This window comes from Halomonas sp. 328 (assembly GCF_015645095.1).
In the GTDB taxonomy this organism is placed as follows: Bacteria; Pseudomonadota; Gammaproteobacteria; order Pseudomonadales; family Halomonadaceae; genus Bisbaumannia.
In genome coordinates this window covers 136,282-152,078 of record NZ_JADOTW010000002.1, presented here as the reverse complement: position 1 = coordinate 152,078, position 15,797 = coordinate 136,282, and the positions used below count along the sequence as shown (strand labels likewise).

12 protein-coding genes are annotated in these 15,797 nt (G+C 66.5%); 2 read left to right on the top strand and 10 right to left on the bottom strand.

Going from position 1 to position 15,797, the window contains the following annotated elements; all coding sequences use genetic code 11:
* Positions 1–153: 153 nt before the first annotated feature.
* Together mfd and IHD13_RS01510 are read left to right on the top strand one after the other, a co-directional pair.
* A complete protein-coding gene (gene mfd / locus IHD13_RS01515) occupies positions 154–3,600 on the top strand; it encodes a transcription-repair coupling factor (RefSeq protein WP_195859269.1) in 3,447 nt (1,148 codons plus the stop codon).
* A gap of 51 nt (positions 3,601–3,651) precedes the next feature.
* The gene (locus IHD13_RS01510) at positions 3,652–4,659 is read left to right on the top strand and encodes a L,D-transpeptidase family protein (protein ID WP_195859268.1); all 1,008 of its coding nucleotides are present in this window, start codon (positions 3,652–3,654) and stop codon (positions 4,657–4,659) included.
* Positions 4,660–4,724: 65 nt separating this feature from the next.
* On the opposite strand, the gene IHD13_RS01505 is transcribed toward IHD13_RS01510, so the two are convergent.
* The 10 genes from IHD13_RS01505 to cpaB form a co-directional block, all read right to left on the bottom strand.
* On the bottom strand, positions 4,725–7,025 hold the full coding sequence (locus IHD13_RS01505; protein WP_195859267.1) for an EAL domain-containing protein: 2,301 nt from the start codon (positions 7,023–7,025) through the stop codon (positions 4,725–4,727).
* Positions 7,022–7,456: a TadE/TadG family type IV pilus assembly protein gene (locus IHD13_RS01500; protein WP_195859266.1), complete on the bottom strand. Its 435-nt coding sequence runs from the start codon at positions 7,454–7,456 to the stop codon at positions 7,022–7,024. The genes IHD13_RS01505 and IHD13_RS01500 overlap by 4 nt, the downstream gene beginning before the upstream one ends.
* A complete protein-coding gene (locus IHD13_RS01495; protein ID WP_195859265.1) occupies positions 7,453–9,210 on the bottom strand; it encodes a pilus assembly protein TadG-related protein in 1,758 nt (585 codons plus the stop codon). The genes IHD13_RS01500 and IHD13_RS01495 overlap by 4 nt, the downstream gene beginning before the upstream one ends.
* 12 nt (positions 9,211–9,222) lie before the next feature.
* A complete protein-coding gene (locus IHD13_RS01490) occupies positions 9,223–9,543 on the bottom strand; it encodes a DUF3613 domain-containing protein (protein ID WP_230086054.1) in 321 nt (106 codons plus the stop codon).
* A gap of 34 nt (positions 9,544–9,577) precedes the next feature.
* Positions 9,578–10,267 (bottom strand): hypothetical protein, encoded by a 690-nt coding sequence (locus IHD13_RS01485; RefSeq protein ID WP_195859264.1) that lies wholly within the window; start codon positions 10,265–10,267, stop codon positions 9,578–9,580.
* 5 nt (positions 10,268–10,272) lie between these two features.
* Entirely contained in the window at positions 10,273–11,232 is a 960-nt protein-coding gene (locus IHD13_RS01480; protein WP_195859263.1) for a type II secretion system F family protein, read from the bottom strand.
* A 64-nt stretch (positions 11,233–11,296) separates the two neighbouring features.
* Positions 11,297–12,178 (bottom strand): type II secretion system F family protein, encoded by an 882-nt coding sequence (locus IHD13_RS01475; RefSeq protein WP_195859262.1) that lies wholly within the window; start codon positions 12,176–12,178, stop codon positions 11,297–11,299.
* Positions 12,175–13,422, bottom strand: coding sequence for a CpaF family protein (locus IHD13_RS01470; protein ID WP_195859261.1), 1,248 nt, complete (start codon positions 13,420–13,422; stop codon positions 12,175–12,177). The genes IHD13_RS01475 and IHD13_RS01470 overlap by 4 nt, the downstream gene beginning before the upstream one ends.
* 12 nt (positions 13,423–13,434) lie before the next feature.
* Positions 13,435–14,760, bottom strand: coding sequence for a type II and III secretion system protein family protein (locus IHD13_RS01465; protein ID WP_195859260.1), 1,326 nt, complete (start codon positions 14,758–14,760; stop codon positions 13,435–13,437).
* Positions 14,761–14,812: 52 nt separating this feature from the next.
* A complete protein-coding gene (cpaB, locus tag IHD13_RS01460; RefSeq protein ID WP_195859259.1) occupies positions 14,813–15,790 on the bottom strand; it encodes a Flp pilus assembly protein CpaB in 978 nt (325 codons plus the stop codon).
* Positions 15,791–15,797: the final 7 nt, after the last annotated feature.

Below are 15,797 nucleotides of genomic sequence, written 5' to 3'. Positions count from 1 at the left end.
CCCGGGCCAACGGCAATGCAGCAATTGCTGGATGGTCGCAGCCGTTGTAGGGCAATTACAGAAACCGCCCCTTGACTACAAGCGTGATATCGGCGTGCCACCGCCTTCCTGGCTGTCGACACCTTCTCAACCCGGACCGGACCGACACGACCCATGGCCCACTTCTCGCCCCTCGATCCGCCCCAGCCCAGCGGGGCCCGCGACACCCTCTACTGGCAGGCCCCCCAGGGCAGCGCCCAGGCCCTGGCCCTGGCGCGACTGGCCGACGCGGCCCCGCTGTTGGTGATTACCGCCGACACCGCCGCGGCCCAACGCCTGGAGGAGGAGCTCGGTTTCTTCGCCGAGGTGCCGGTGATGCCCTTCCCGGACTGGGAGATCCTGCCCTACGACGCCTTCTCACCCCACCAGGACATCGTCTCGGCCCGGCTGCGCACCCTGCGCCGGCTGCAGCAGGTCGAACAGGGCATCGTGGTGGTGTCGATCAACACCCTGATGCAGCGCCTGCCGCCCAGCGACTATGTGGCCGGACGGGTGCTGAGCCTCGAGGTGGGTCAGCGACTCGACCGGGAAGGTTTCCGGGAGACCCTCTCCCGGGCCGGGTACCGGGCGGTGGAGACCGTCTATGAGCCGGGCGAATATGCCCTGCGCGGCGCCCTGATCGATCTCTTCCCGATGGGCAGCGAGGCACCGCTGCGCATCGACCTCTTCGATGACGAGATCGACACCCTGCGCCACTTCGACCCGGACACCCAGCGCAGCCAGGAGAAGATCGATGCCGTGGAGCTGCTGCCGGCCCACGAATACGCCCTGACGCGGAGCGCCATCGCCTGCTTCCGGGAAGGCTTCGAGACGCTGTTCGACGTGGACCCGCGCCAGTGTCCGCTCTACGTGGATGCCCTCAAGGGCATCCCCTCCCCCGGCCTGGAGCAGTACCTGCCGCTGTTCTTCGAGGAAACCGCGAGCCTCTTCGACCACCTGGCCGAGGGCACCCGCGTCGCCCTGCTGCCCCAGGTGTTCGAGGCCGCCGAGCACCACTGGGCGGCCATCGAGAGTCGCTTCGAGAACCTCGGCGTCGACCCCAGCCGCCCCTTGCTGCCCCCCCATCGCGCCTTTATCCCGGTGGCCGAGCTGTTTGCCGCCATCAAGGCGCGGCCCCGGGTCGCCCTGGTGGAGGACGACGCCCACCCGCACGCCCGGACGGCAATGACCCAGGCGCTCCCCGGCGTGGCCATCGATAATCGCGCCCAGCACCCCCTGGCCGCCCTGACCCGCTTCCTCGACGACCAGGCCGGCACGCGGGTCTTGCTGGTGGCGGAATCCCGGGGCCGTCGCGAGGCCCTGGAGGAGCTGCTGGCCCCGCTGCACCTGACGCTGCCGCACCTGGCGGGCTGGCGGGGCTTCCTGGAGGCGGAGAGCCGCCTGGCGATCACCGAAGGCGGGCTGGCCAGCGGCCTCTGGCTCGACGAGGGCATCGCCGTGCTCACCGAGACCGAGCTGTTCGGTGAGGTGGTGCGCCAGAGCCGGCGCCGCGAGAAGGCCACCGACGACAACGAGCTGGCGGTGCGCCACCTGGCGGAGCTCAAGCCCGGCGCCCCGGTGGTCCACCAGACCCATGGCGTGGGTCGCTACCTGGGCCTGGAGACCCTGGAAGCCGGCGGCCAGGCCGCGGAGTTCCTGGCCCTCGAGTATGCCGATGGCGCCCGGCTCTATGTGCCGGTGGACAGCCTGCACCTGATCGCCCGCTATGCGGGGGCCAGCGACGAGGGGGCCCCGCTGCACCGGCTGGGCTCCGAGCAGTGGGAGAAGGCACGCCGCAAGGCCGCCGAGAAGATTCGCGACACCGCCGCCGAACTGCTCGATGTCTACGCGCGCCGTGAGGCCCGGGAGGGCTTCGCCTGCGACTTCCCCGCCGAGGAGTATGCCCGCTTCGCCGCCAGCTTCCCCTTCGAGGAGACCCCGGACCAGCGCGAGGCGATCCGCTCGGTGATCGGCGACATGACCTCGCCGCGCCCCATGGACCGGGTGGTATGCGGCGACGTGGGCTTCGGCAAGACCGAGGTGGCCATGCGCGCCGCCTTCCTGGCGGTGCATTCGGGCCGCCAGGTGGTGGTGCTGGTGCCCACCACCCTGCTGGCCCAGCAACACTTCGAGAATTTCCGCGACCGCTTCGCCGACACCGCGGTGCAGGTGGAACTGATCTCGCGCTTCACCGGCGGCAAGGGCCAGGCCGAGGCCCTGGCACGCATCCAGGAAGGCCGCGCCGATATCGTCATCGGCACCCACAAGCTGCTCGCCAAGTCGATGAAACTGCCCAAGATGGGGCTGCTGATCATCGACGAGGAGCATCGCTTCGGGGTCGCCCAGAAGGAGCGCCTGAAGAGCCTGCGCGCCGAGGTGGATATCCTCACCCTGACCGCCACGCCGATCCCGCGCACCCTGAACATGGCCATGAGCGGGATCCGCGATCTCTCCATCATCGCCACCCCGCCGGCACGGCGGCTGTCGGTGAAGACCTTCGTTCAGCAGCGTAACGAACCGGTGATCAAGGAGGCCCTGCTGCGGGAGATCCTGCGCGGCGGCCAAGTCTACTTCCTCCACAACGAGGTCAAGACCATCGAGAGCGCCGCCGAGAAGGTCCGCGAGCTGGTACCGGAGGCGCGGGTCGCGGTGGCCCATGGCCAACTGCCGGAGCGCTCCCTGGAACGGGTGATGTCGGATTTCTACCACAAGCGCTTCAATGTGCTGGTCTGCTCCACCATCATCGAGACCGGCATCGACGTGCCCACCGCCAATACCATCGTCATCGAGCGCGCCGACAAGTTCGGCCTGGCCCAGCTGCATCAGCTGCGCGGCCGGGTCGGCCGCAGCCACCACCAGGCCTACGCCTACCTGCTGACCCCGCCGCCCAAGGCGATGACCCGCGATGCCCTCAAGCGCCTGGAGGCGATCGGCGCCGCCGAGGACCTGGGCGCCGGCTTCACCCTGGCCAGCCACGACATGGAGATCCGCGGCGCCGGCGAGCTGCTCGGTGACGAACAGAGCGGCCAGATGGAGACCATCGGCTATAGTTTGTATATGCAGATGCTCGACCGGGCGGTGAAGGCGATCAAGGCGGGCAAGACACCCAATATCGAGGCCCCCCTGGACGATGGCGTCGAGGTGAGCCTCAACCTGCCGGCGCTGATCCCCGACGACTACATGGCAGATGTGCAGCAGCGGCTGATCATGTATAAACGCATTGCCAGCGCCGCGGACGAGGCCGAGCTCAAGGAGCTGCGGGTGGAGTTGATCGACCGCTTCGGCCTGCTGCCGGCGCCACTCAAGACGCTGCTGCGTCAGACGACCCTGCGCCAGCGGGCCGAGCGGCTGGGCATTCGCCGCCTGGAGGCGGGCGCGACCCGCGGGCGGGTGATCTTCGCCCCGGAGACCCGGGTCGACCCCATGACCCTGGTGGGGCTGATCCAGCGCGATCCGCGCCACTATCGCCTGGAAGGCGCCGACACCCTGCGCTTCGAGGCGGCCATGGAAGACGAAGCGGCCCGCTTCGCCGCGCTGGAGAGCCTGCTCGAGACGCTGAATCGCAAGTCACAAGCCGCATAACCCGGGGCGGCCAGGAAGGCTGCCCATGATGGCAAAGCATAGGAATTGACCATGAGACCGTTATACCGGGGCCTTGCCCCCCTCTCCCTCTCCCTGGCGCTGGTCGTGCCCGCCCTCGCCTGGGCCGATGAGCTGCCCCGCGGGCACTACGCCCTTCCCGAACAGGGCGATGTGATCGGCGAGGTGCGCACCATCACCGCCGCCGAAGAGGACACCCTGCTGGATATCGCCCGGCGCCATAACCTCGGCTTCGACGAGATCCAGCGCGCCAACCCGGAGGTCAGCCTGTGGTATCCCGGCGAGGGCACCGAAGTGGTGCTGCCGTCCCGGTTCGTGCTGCCGGATGCCCCCCGGGAAGGCATCGTCATCAACCTCTCGGAGCTGCGCCTCTACTACTATCCGGCCAATGATCCGGGTCGCGTCGAAACCTACCCGATCAGCGTGGGCCGTGACGGCTTCGCCACCCCGGTGGGCGTGACCCGCACCACCGTCAAGGTCAAGGACCCGGCCTGGTCGCCGCCCCGCTCCATGCGCGAGGAGGCCGCCGCCCGGGGCGAGCCGGCCCCGTCCATCGTGCCGCCGGGGCCCGACAACCCCCTGGGACGCCATGCCATCCTGCTGGGCCTGCCCAGCTACCTGATCCATGGCACCAACCAGCCGGACGGCGTCGGCATGCGGGTCAGCCGCGGCTGCATCCGCATGTTCCCGGAGGATATCGAGAGCCTCTACGAGCGCGTGCCCAACGGCACCCGGGTCAATATCATCGACCAGCCCTTCAAGGCGGGCTGGGATGGCGACACCCTGATGGTGCAGGCCTATCCGGCCCTGGAGGAGAACGAGGCGAGCTTCGAGCCGGTGCTCAATGCCCTGGAGGTGCTGAGCCGCGCCTTCGGCGACGAGGAGCCGCCCGTCGACTATGCACAGCTGCGCCAGGCGGTGGAACAGCCCAGCGGCCAGCCGGTTGCCGTGCTCAGGGAGGCCGAAGCGGTGCCCGCGCTTCCCGAAGCGGAACCCAGCCTGGAGGGGATCTACGAGGTCGTGGAAGTGGCCTTCCACTGATCTGCCCGGCCCCATCCATCGGCCCCGCCTCGGCGGGGCCGAATCATTCAGGGTGGCGCTCCCCCTCAACGGGTCAGGGAGTCGGCCTGACGCCGCAGCAGCGACTCCAATGGCTCGGCGTCGCCCAGCAGGGGGCCACTGCCCCACTGATAGCCCAAGCCACGCACACTGCTCAACCGATCGGCATTGTCGAGGCCGGTCACGATGACCCTGACGCCCAGCATCACCGCCGTCTCGCGAATCCCCTTGAGCAGCAACAGCGCCCGTTGATTGGCGGGCAGGCCCCGCGCCAGCTCCCCGGGCAGCCGCAGCACGGTGATGGGCAGGCGCAGCAGGGCCAGCAGCTCGACCCCCTCCTGGTCCCCGTCGATGGAGAGCCCCACCCCCAGCTCACGCAGCCGGTGCAGGCTCTGCAGGGCCACATCACTGGGCGGTAACGCCAGCTCATCCACGCAAAGCTCGACGCTGCCGAGCGGCACACCCCGCTCCTCGCAGCGCGCCTCCAGCCAATCGCTGAAGAGCGGCGACTCCAGGTGCTGGGCGCTGATCGGGAAACTCCAGCTCAACCCCGGCCCCGGCGACTGTTCGCTCAACTGGCGCAGGCCGACGCTGAGCAGGTAGCGCTCGACCCCGAGGATGTCCTGGTTCATACGGGCCAGGGGACGCCAGGTAGCCGGCGCGATGACGCCCCAGCGGGGGTGCCGCCACTCGAGCTGAAAACTGCCACCGGCGAGTTGCCGATTGCCCAGCCGATAGAAGGGAGTCACCCGAACCTGGAACTGCTCCGCGGCATGCCGGACGCCACGGCCAAGCTCGTCGAGCAGGGCCGCCTGCTGGCTGGCCGCGTCCAGCTCACCGGGGCGAAACCAGCAGGGGCGACGCTCTCCCTCACGCAATACCCGATCCGCCGCACAGGCCGCCGCCTGCAGCAGGCCTGGCGGGCTATCCCCCTCCCCCAGGCTCTCGACCACCCCGAGTCGCGGCAGCAGCAGATGCCGCTCGCCGCCCAGCTCGATGCTGTCGTTGAGCCCCCGCTGCAAACGCTCCATGAACAGCCGTGCCTGGGGCCCGTCGGTAAAGAAGGTCATTACCGCGAAGGCGCCGCCCTCGAGGCGGGCCAGATAGGCCTGCCCCCCCACCAGCTTGCGCAGGCGCTGGGCCAGGGCGGGCAGGAGTCGGTTCGCCAGGGTAAGGTCTTCGGACGCCTCCAGCTGGGCCAGTCGATCGAAGCCGATCCAGCACAGCTGGAAGCGGTAGTCCTGCTCGAGGTAGCGGTTCATGCGCGCCGCCAGGGCCGGCCACTCGGGGAGCCGGGTGCGTTCATCCAGTTGCAGCTGGCGTCGGCGTCGACGACGTCGCACTTCTGCCCAGCCGGCCGCGAGCAACAGCACCAGGGCCAGTACCCCGGCCCCCACCGCCACGCCGACGAACCAGCCACCCCGACGCTGGCGCTCCGCCAGGGCCTCGCTCATGCCGAAGATGGCAACCCCCTGACCGGCGGCCCGTTGGCGCTGGGTGTAGTGAACACGAGGCGTGGCGGGAGCGGCGAGGACGCTGCCCCCCTCCTCGTCCAGGGCGTCCAGCAGTTGGCCGGCCGCCGCCGCTGCGTCGACGATGATGCCACCGAGACAGCCGGCCTCCAGCCAGGCCGGATCCAGGCACCAGAGGCGCCATCCCTGACGGCGCAGTACCTCGGCGCGGCGTCGTACCTCGGGCGAGGGAGGCGCGACCAGGAAGCCCACATCGCGCACGACGTCGCCGGAAGCCAGGCGCCGCTCGGCCCAGGGCAAGGCATCACGACTCAACGTCTCCCAGCGCAACCGGTGGCCGGCCCGCTCCAGGCTCCCGGCCACGGATGCCGAGAGTGTTGTCGCGGCGGCCTCGCTCTCGACCCACAGCGCCAGCGGCGCCTGCTCCAGATGAGCCACCCAGGCGAGGCCGCGCCGTAGTGCCGGCCCCAGGTCGACCCGGGGAATACCCCGCTCGGCGAGCCAGTCGTGATGCTCGGGATCGAAGGCCCCATAAGCCACCACGTCCGTCGCCCCTAAGGTATCGGCATGGCGCCGATAGAAGGCCACCGCGGGATCATGCAGCAGGACAAGCCTCGGGGACGGCATGCCGCGGGCCAACGCCAGGGTCTGCTCCGCCGGCAGGCCCCGCCCCCCCTGGTGACGCAGGTAGGCCACTTCCGCATGATGGCCACTCGCCTCGATCTCGTCGATCAGCGCCTGTACCAGGGGAGCATCCTGGCGATGCCCGGGACTGCCCGGGGCGATCACCAGGGTCTGGTGAGCAGCCAGGGCCTGACCGGCTCCGCCGAGGAGCAGCCAAAATGCCAGCGACGAGAGCAGGCGCCTGAAGCTCATAGGCGGATACTCGAAGTGGAGGTGATCGTATCCAGATGAGGAATGGAGAAGGGAATACCGGGAAGCTTCAGTTGGGGAAGCGATAGATCATCGATCTTGATCTGCAGGCATACCTCCAGCACGCGGCCTATCAACGCCGGTGATCCATTGCATAGATCGGCCAACTCCCCGGCCCCAACGCCTCGCTCAAGCAGAACTTCTTCGATCACACCCTCGATATCATCGATATCGGGTAGCCCACCCTCATCGCGCTCTAGCGAGACCACCGCCCGGGCCGCTTCGGCACTGACACTGTGCAGATTCTGCATCCCTACGAAGATAATGCTGTAGCTGACGATGGCATAAAAGATCATCAAAAACAGCGGAAAAACAATCACGAATTCGATCGCCACTGCCCCGTCCTGCTTGCCACGCCCCGTGATCTTTTTCATAGCACCAGCTCCGCTCCACCAACGCTACCGGGTTGAAAATCGATAATGCGGACGTCCGCTTCTCCAACACTTAGGCCAAGAAGGGAGAAAATGGGAGAGATAACAGAATCGACCAGATCAGATATCACTGGAGAAAGGGCATCGATTAACTCTTCAGCACTAACATCAATCTCAATAAACCAGACTTTGACTTTCAAATCAACATCACCCAACGAAGAGACCAGCGCATCTGCAAGGTCGCCACCATTGTTCGCTGAGGTAAAGGCAACCTCCTTGACACCAGCCCCTCCACCATAATCCCAGCCCACCGACGCCGGAGAGGGTGTCATTTCATAACCTGACCAGCTATCTACTTCACCCTCATCCATCCATGAAGCCAGTGACGAAGAGCTAGATAAAAGAGAAAGTCCGACATTTATTCTTGTTCCAACCGGCTGGTGATAGGCAGCCACCTCCAAATCTGCCTCCTGTTCCGAATAATCCACCCGGGCGTTGTCTACGCCCGCCCTTGCTCCGCCAGCAACAGCCTCGATCATCAAGTCCACCGTTGCTAGAGCGGATATTCCAATGCTTGTCGCTAGACCAAGCTTTACCTGGCCGGTTGACGCCTCGGTGACCCACTCGCCATCGCAGTCATAGAGACTGCCATTCGAACATCCAATCGGACCTACCGCAATTTGTGGGGGTTCAATAACTCGAAGCTCGGCCGACACTCCACCTAAACCTCCAAGGCTAACCCCAAGGTCTTCGACATTAATAAAGGCACCATCACCGACAAAAGCCATCACCTCCAGCAATGAGGCAAGACTGACCTGGGCATTCAATGCCTCGCTGCTTGCAGTCGGATCCAAAGCAACAATATCCGCCAATTCAACTTCAGACAAACCAAGGCCAACGAATTGGTTCAATGCATCCTGAAAAAGGCTAACAGACAAGCCAATGGCATTATCATCACCTCTAACGACAGCATCCAGCTGCTCAAGGCTAGCCAGCTCACTTAACTTGAGAGCAACGCCCTGGAGCAAACCATCTCCGGTCCCAACATCGGCCGCCAGATCAATCAGATCAAGCAGTGAAATTGAGGTATTGGCCAACCCCTGATATCCGGCGGCATCCAGCCTAAAATCCTCTCCAAATAACGCACCTAGCAGCCCATCGCCCTCCGTGGAGAGCAGCCGCGAACCAATCGAAAAAGAAACGATATCCTCTCGAGGCTTTTGTTGAGCCGTGGCCTGCGCAACCAAAGGCACATCATCGCTTCCCATCAAGGCGGGAATCAGGCTTGCCGAGGTTTTTAAGGACACGGTGACCTGAATCGCCTGGCGAGCGGCCACACCACTGAGTTCCCCGGAGAGGGTTTCACATGAAATAATCCCATTTTCGACAGGGTGAAACTCTCGCCTATTGTTTCTTAGGCATAGGCCACCGCCCTGCGCACCAACAATATACGAATCTTTGCCCTCGCCACTGATGACGACACTGCGGCTGGCGCCTGAATTGTTCGCTACTGCATCGACTGCCGCGGCCGTCAGTTCATCGTCGGTGAGATGGGCGATCGAAAGCTCGGAGCGTCCAGCCACCTCCAGCGCCGCCAGATCGGCGATACGTTGGAGATTCCGCTTCTCCATATAGAGCCGTCCGGTATCCAGGGCCAAGGCGATACAACTGATCATCAGCAGCAACACGAAGGCCGCCATCAAACCGATGGCCCCGCGCTGGCGACGGGGGCCCGCTTCCCTGCGGTAGAAGCTCATGGTCGTGTCCCGTTACTGACCGGAGAAGCGGGTATCGATATAGCGCTCGGGAATCGGGTGGGAGAAGCTCTCCACATAGCGCCGATAGATGCGCGCCTGGACATCCCCCGAGACGTGCTGGCGGTGCGGCGAGGCGAGTTGCTGGCTGCGCTGCAGTTCCAGCATGCCCTGTACCGAACGGGAACCGGCGGTCACGCGCGGCGCCGACTCCTGACTCCGCCCGTGGGATTCGCCCCGGGAATCCGCGGTCGTCCCCTGAGCCAGTGCCGAGCCGCCCAGCCCCAGGCCGAGCATCACCAGACAGGAGGCGGAAATCTTGATGAATCCATTCATATGAGCAACCCCTTGCGTACGCTGTTGCGTATCGTCAGTCATTGGTTTCCATCTGGCGCAGCTGCGCCAGCAGGGCGCCATCCACGCCATAGCGACGCGCCATGCGCTGGGCCTCGTCCGGACGCCCCTCCTGCATCAGGCTGAGCACCAGGTTGGTGGCCGCATTGCGCTGGCCTTCATCGAGCTCGAGAGCGGTCAGGAACTGCCGACGCGCCCCGGGATGATCGCCGCCCAGCAGCAGCAGATAGCCCAGGTCATTGCGGATCCGGGCATCCGCGGGTCGACGGTCGCGAGCCTGCTGCATCAGCGACAGGGCCTCGTCGAGGACGCCGCGGTTGGCCGCGTTCAGGGCCAGCCCCCGATAGGCATCCGCCGCCAGGCAGGTACGGCGCAACTCCTCGTAGACCCGGTCCGCCAGGGCGCGCTCGTCGATGCGCCGCAGCGCCTCGGCCCGCAGCAGCTTGGCATCCGGATAGTCGAAACCGTAGGTATCGAGATAGGCCAGGGCGGCCCGAGGACGCTCGTCATCGAGCTGTTGGCGAATCATCGCCAGTTGGACACCCACCTCGCCGCCATAACGCTCGCCGCAGGAGCCCCGTGCCTCCTGGCGTGACTCGTTGGGCGTGCGGGCGTCCGAGACCAGCGTGGTGGTGGTGGTGCAGCCCCCCAGCAGCAGCGCCACGGCGAGGGGCAATAGGCGAGAAAGGTAGCGTCGTTTGCACATCTTTTTTAGTTCCCCAGGGCGTCGAATAGCCCACCCAGATTGACCACCGCCGGCCCGGCCAGCACGATCAGCAGCGCCGGAAAGAGAAACAGCATCATCACCAGCGACATCTTGCCGGAGAGCTTGGTGACCACCTCCTGGATACGGGTGCGACGGCGGTCCCGAATCAGGGCGCTGAGCGTCATCAGCGACTGGCGCGCCCCGCCCCCGGAGGCCGATACCTGGGCCAACAGCTTGAGCAGGTCCTGGAGCCCCTCGCAACACTGCACCTCCGCCAACGCCTCCAGGACCTCCTCCCGGGCCTGGCCGGCCTCGATGCGCTGCAAGGCCAGGCGCAGCTCGCGCACCGATTCCGGGGCGATGGGCGCCAGGTTGATGATCAGGCTTCGCAATACCCCTTCCAGGGTCATGCCGGCATCCCAGAGCATGCGAGTGACCTGGACCACCATCTCCACCTCCTCCTCGAGGCGAGCGGTGCGCCGGGCCCGGGCGGCCTTGATCCACCACCACCCCATGACGCCGGCCAACAGGCCGAAGGCGATGCCACTGAGGGCGACCCGCACCCCGGGCTGCCCCTGCTGCCAGCCGTAGAGGGAACCACAGGCCACCGCCCCCAGCACCACCAGGAGTACCGCCCCCATGACCTGTACCTGGGCGCGCGTGCCGATGAATCCCGCCTGGCGCAGGAGCAGCGCCAGCTCGGCCAACCAGGGCCGCCGGCTGGCCTGCTTGCGCCACAGGCTGCGCCCTCCCCCCAGCAGACGCGACTCCAGATACGCATGATGGCGCTGCATGGCGTGCTGTCCGGCCGCGTCCGGCATCGCCTCCCGCTCCTCTTCATGGGGGCTCCAACTCGGCTCCAGCCGCTCCTCATGCGACTGGGCCAGTTCACGGCGTGCCGCCAACCAGCAGATCCAGGCCGCGAGAATCAGGGTCAAGGCCCCCAGTATCAGAAACAGTCCCATCCGCGTACCCCTGCTTTTATTACGGCGCCTGTCTCGACGCTCTATCAATGACTACTATCAATGACTAGACGGAGCGCAACATCCGCCAGAGGGTGAAACAGCCCCCCAGCTCCAGCCCCAGGGCGATCCACAGGGCCATCTGGCCGCCGGGACTCTCCAGCATGGGGGCCAGGAACTCCGGATTGCTGGCCAGCATGAAGCCGGCCAGGGCCACCGGCATCCCGGCCAGCACGACGGCCGTGACCCGGGTCTCGCCGGTCAGGGCCTTGAGCTCTCGACGCCCCCGCTCCTGCTGCCGCAGCAACTCGACGAAGCTGCCGAGGATCTCCTTGAGGCTGCCCCCATGCACCTGATTGACCTCCACCGCCGTGGCCAGCAGGTCGAACTCGTGGATCTTGAGCAGCTGTGACTCGCGCTGCAGGCCTTCGTGGAGCTCCATGCCCAGGTCCCGACGCACGGCAATCCGGCTCAGGGCATCCCGCAGCGGCATGGGCACGCGCTCCACATTGCGGCGGAAGGCGATTTCCAGGGTGGCGCCGACCCCGATTTCACGCACCACCTGCTCCATGAAGTTGGGCAACTGGTCGCGGATCTTCTGCCGCAGGTACTGAGCCCGCAGGCCGAGCCCGAGGTTGATCACCACCAGTCCACCCAGCACCAGGAGCGCGCCGAGGCGATGGCCGAACATCAGCAGGACCCCGACGATGATCAACAGCAGCAGGCCACCCAGTAGGATCAAGCCGCGATCACCGAGATGAACCCCCGATGCCAGCAGGTGGTCCAGCACCACTTCCTTGAGGGAATCGCGGGGCAGGCGTCGCCGGCGGCTCGGCAAGGATTCGCTACCCAGGGTCTTGTCGCTCTGACGTTCGGCGCTCTTCCACAGTAGCCAGGCGGCCGCCAGCAGCAGCGCCATGGTGATCCCCCACAACTGCCAGGGAGTCATAGCGGCTCCTCGATCCGCTTGTACCAGTCGATCTCCAGGCCCACCTCACGGTCATCCCGGTGGTAGAGGCGCTTCAGGGCCACCTGACCCGCCTGGAGGCCCTGGATCTGCTGTACCTCCACCACATGGCGGTGGCCGCTGGCGTCCCGGGTGATATGCACCACCAGGTCCAGGGCCGTGGCGATGATCTGGTTGACCAGGCCATCGGTGCCCTCGAAGCCCGCCAGGCGCACCATCATCTGTAGGCGGACCAGGGCATCCCGAGCCGAGTTGGCATGCACCGTGCTCATCGAGCCCAGGTGGCCGGTGTTCATGGCCTGTAGCATATCCAGGGCCTCGTCGCTCCGGCTCTCGCCGAGGATGACCCGGTCGGGCCGCATGCGCAGAGCATTCTTGACCAGCTGCCGGGCGGTCACCTCGCCCTCCCCCTCGCTGTTGGGCGCCCGTGTCTCGAGGCGGACCACATGGCTGTTGCCGAGTTGCAGTTCGGCGGCATCCTCGATGGTCACCACCCGCTCGTGATGGGGGATCTCGCGACTGAGGATATTCAACAGGGTGGTCTTGCCGGACCCGGTGGCGCCGCTGATCAGGATATTGCGGCGCTCCCTCACCGCCTGCTGCAGCATCGCCATCAGCGGGGCGGTCAGGGCATCGCTGGCGATCAGGTCCTCGGCGGTCAGCGCCTCGCGGCGGAACTTGCGGATCGAGACGCAGGGGCCATCGAGGGCCAGCGGCGGGATGATCACGTTGACCCGGGAACCATCCGGCAGGCGCGCATCGACCATGGGGCTCGACTCATCCAGGCGCCGCCCCAGTGGCGCCAGCATGCGCCGCACCACGCGCAGCACATGGGCATCATTGAGGAAGCGCTCCGGCACCTGGCTCAGGATGCCATCCCGTTCCACGAAGATGCGTCTTGGGCCATTGATCAGGATATCGGAGATGCCGTCATCCCGGAGCAGCGGCTGCAGGGGACCGAAGCCGGTCAGCTCGTGCAGCACTTCCCGGGTCAAGGGCTCCAGGGCCTGGGGCAAGAGCCTGAGCTGCCGGGCATCGAGGTACTCGCGCACCATGCCCTCGACACGCATCAGCATCACCGTGGGCTCGTCGTCCAGCAGGCCGTTATCGTCCTCGAGACGCTCGACCACCGCCCGATGCAGATCATTCTTGAGGGCGGGGTCGTTGGCATCCACCAGGGTGCGCTGCGCCTCACCGCGACCTCGCTGAAATTGCTTTATCGGCATATCGAAGCCCCGTTAGCGTGAGAAGCCGACCTCGCCGAGACGCTCGATTTCCCGGGCATCCTGCGGATCGAAGAGCAGCTCGAGGAAGGTGGGATCGTAGCGGCGCAGGGTATCGCCGGGCAGGTCCTCGAAGGTGGTTCCCGCCGCCATCGGCGCCACCAGGTGCGGCGTGACGATCATGATCAGTTCCTTCTCGTCGCGCTCGAAGCGGGTCGAGCGGAAGAAGGCGCCGAGTACCGGGATATCGCCGAGCCCGGGGATCTTGTCGACGTTCTGCAGGGTGTTGTTGCTGACCAGGCCGCTGATGATAAAGCTCTCGCCATTGCCCAACTGGATGGTGGTGTCGGTACGACGCACGTTGAGCGCCGGCACCTGGACCCCACCGGACTGGATGCTGCGGGTAAAGTCGAGTTCGCTGACCTCCGGGGCCACCTTGAGCATGATGCGATTCTCGTCGAGCACCGTGGGGGTCAGTTGCAGGCGAATCCCGAACTCCTTGAACTCCACCATCACCTCGCCATCGCGGCTACGCGCCGGGAAGGGGAACTCGCCGCCGGCCAGGAAGGTGGCGCTCTGTCCGGAGAGGGTCACCAGGCTGGGCTCGGCCAGGGTATAGGCGAAGCCGTTGCGGTTGAGTGCGCTGATGGCGCCGAGAATGCCGCGATTGGCATTGCCGCTGATAATGGAGAAGCCATCGGTCATGGGCGCCACCAGGCTGCCGTCATTGATAAAGGCCGTGGCGCTGCCGGTATTGCCGATGGCGAACTGGGTATTGCCACCGTTATCGCGTCCCAGGAAGAAGCCGGCGGACTGCAGGCGACGGCGGTTGACCTCGATCACGCGGATATCGGCCTGTACCTGCAGGGGCCCCACCTGGCGGCTGGCATCCACCAGCGGCTGGTCCTCGAAGCGCTCTCGGGCCTGGGCATGGCGATCCAGGCTCGCCGTGTCGCCGATCATCCGCGGCACGCCGGAGGCCTGGCTGAGCTGATACTCCCCCTCCAGCCCCAGGGCGGCACTGGGTGCGACCTCGAGGCGATAGAGACGCGGCTCGTTGGCCCCCTCGAACCAGACCCTCAGCGAGGTCGCGCCGGTAGCCAGACCAGTGATCAACAGCTCACGGTCGCTGGCCAGTTGCGCGCTGGCGATCTGTCCCGAGCCGATGGCGGTGCGCGCCACGACCCGGGGCAGATGCAGCCGCTGCTGATCCCCCACCACCAGGCCGACGATCCGGTCACTGGGAGGCGTCACATCCGCCTGGGCAACCAGGGCGACCAGCAGGGTCGCGAGCAGGAAAATCAGGCGGGAGAAAGCAGCATATGCCGTCGAACTAGACATGCATTGACATCCTATAGGCATGAATTGATGCCGAAAAAATCATCGGGATGGATCAGTGCCCGGGCACCTGCACGACCCGGGTCTCGCCGCCCACGTGCTGGATCACCTGGCGCCCGCCGTTGGTGCGGGAGCGTGGCGCTCGTGACGGCGCCGCCGCGGGCTCACGCTCGGCCTCGCCATCGATCCGGGTCAACTCCCGGAACAGCACGACGGGGCCCAACGCCTCGGTCTCGGTCGCGGCTTCCAGGGAGGCACGCCTCAGCCCGGGCAGCCCCTCGGGCAAGCGCCCATTGTCGACCCCGGACGCCAGGCCCTCGGCCCGTTCGCTGGCACCGATCACTGCCAGGCGCAGACGACCGGTGGTCTCCGCCAGCAGCAGCCGGGGGGCCTGCTCCTCGTCCAGGGCCAGTACCGCGGTACGCCCGCTACGCTGCGGCCCCCGGTCATTATCGGCCGGCATGCCGCGCAGTTCGGCACCGAAGCTCAGCACTTCCACGTCGCGGAACAGCCGGCGCGCCAGTTGGGCGCGCTCCGAATCGTTGGTCTGGGCATAGTAGAAGACATCGACACGATCCCCCGGGGCGATAAAGCCACCGCCGCCGATCACCTCATCGATGCTCACCGCCAGGGCACGCTTGCCGGGGGGCACCGCCTCGGCCAACAGCCCGCCGAGGGTGAAGTGCTCGGGACGCAGGATATCGCCGGGGGCCAGGGGGCGGGTCAGCACCCGCCCCTCCACCTCGGAGAGGTCGGCGAAGCTCTCCGCCACCGCCACCGGGTAGTCGACACGGCGCAGCAACGGATCCCCCGCCTCGGGACGCGCCTCGAGGCGGGTACCGATCTCGAGGCGCTTGGCGGCAGTCAGGACGGGAAAGCCGGGGGTAACCGCCTCCTGGGAAGGCGCCTCCACCACCGGGGCCGGCTCCATGGCCGGCGGGAGATCACGGGTCAGCTGCCAACCGGCGAAGGCCAGGCCGATGGCAATCGCCACCAACACGGCGGCGATACCCTTAAGCAGATTGGGGGACATACGCAAT

What these genes read in the sequence shown, in the direction of transcription:
- mfd (WP_195859269.1), top strand. Translation starts at nt 154, where the DNA reads ATGGCCCACTTCTCGCCCCTCGATCCGCCCCAGCCCAGCGGGGCCCGC.
- IHD13_RS01510 (WP_195859268.1), top strand. Translation starts at nt 3,652, where the DNA reads ATGAGACCGTTATACCGGGGCCTTGCCCCCCTCTCCCTCTCCCTGGCG.
- IHD13_RS01505 (WP_195859267.1), bottom strand. Translation starts at nt 7,025, where the DNA reads ATGAGCTTCAGGCGCCTGCTCTCGTCGCTGGCATTTTGGCTGCTCCTC.
- IHD13_RS01500 (WP_195859266.1), bottom strand. Translation starts at nt 7,456, where the DNA reads ATGAAAAAGATCACGGGGCGTGGCAAGCAGGACGGGGCAGTGGCGATC.
- IHD13_RS01495 (WP_195859265.1), bottom strand. Translation starts at nt 9,210, where the DNA reads ATGAGCTTCTACCGCAGGGAAGCGGGCCCCCGTCGCCAGCGCGGGGCC.
- IHD13_RS01490 (WP_230086054.1), bottom strand. Translation starts at nt 9,543, where the DNA reads ATGAATGGATTCATCAAGATTTCCGCCTCCTGTCTGGTGATGCTCGGC.
- IHD13_RS01485 (WP_195859264.1), bottom strand. Translation starts at nt 10,267, where the DNA reads ATGTGCAAACGACGCTACCTTTCTCGCCTATTGCCCCTCGCCGTGGCG.
- IHD13_RS01480 (WP_195859263.1), bottom strand. Translation starts at nt 11,232, where the DNA reads ATGGGACTGTTTCTGATACTGGGGGCCTTGACCCTGATTCTCGCGGCC.
- IHD13_RS01475 (WP_195859262.1), bottom strand. Translation starts at nt 12,178, where the DNA reads ATGACTCCCTGGCAGTTGTGGGGGATCACCATGGCGCTGCTGCTGGCG.
- IHD13_RS01470 (WP_195859261.1), bottom strand. Translation starts at nt 13,422, where the DNA reads ATGCCGATAAAGCAATTTCAGCGAGGTCGCGGTGAGGCGCAGCGCACC.
- IHD13_RS01465 (WP_195859260.1), bottom strand. Translation starts at nt 14,760, where the DNA reads ATGTCTAGTTCGACGGCATATGCTGCTTTCTCCCGCCTGATTTTCCTG.
- cpaB (WP_195859259.1), bottom strand. Translation starts at nt 15,790, where the DNA reads ATGTCCCCCAATCTGCTTAAGGGTATCGCCGCCGTGTTGGTGGCGATT.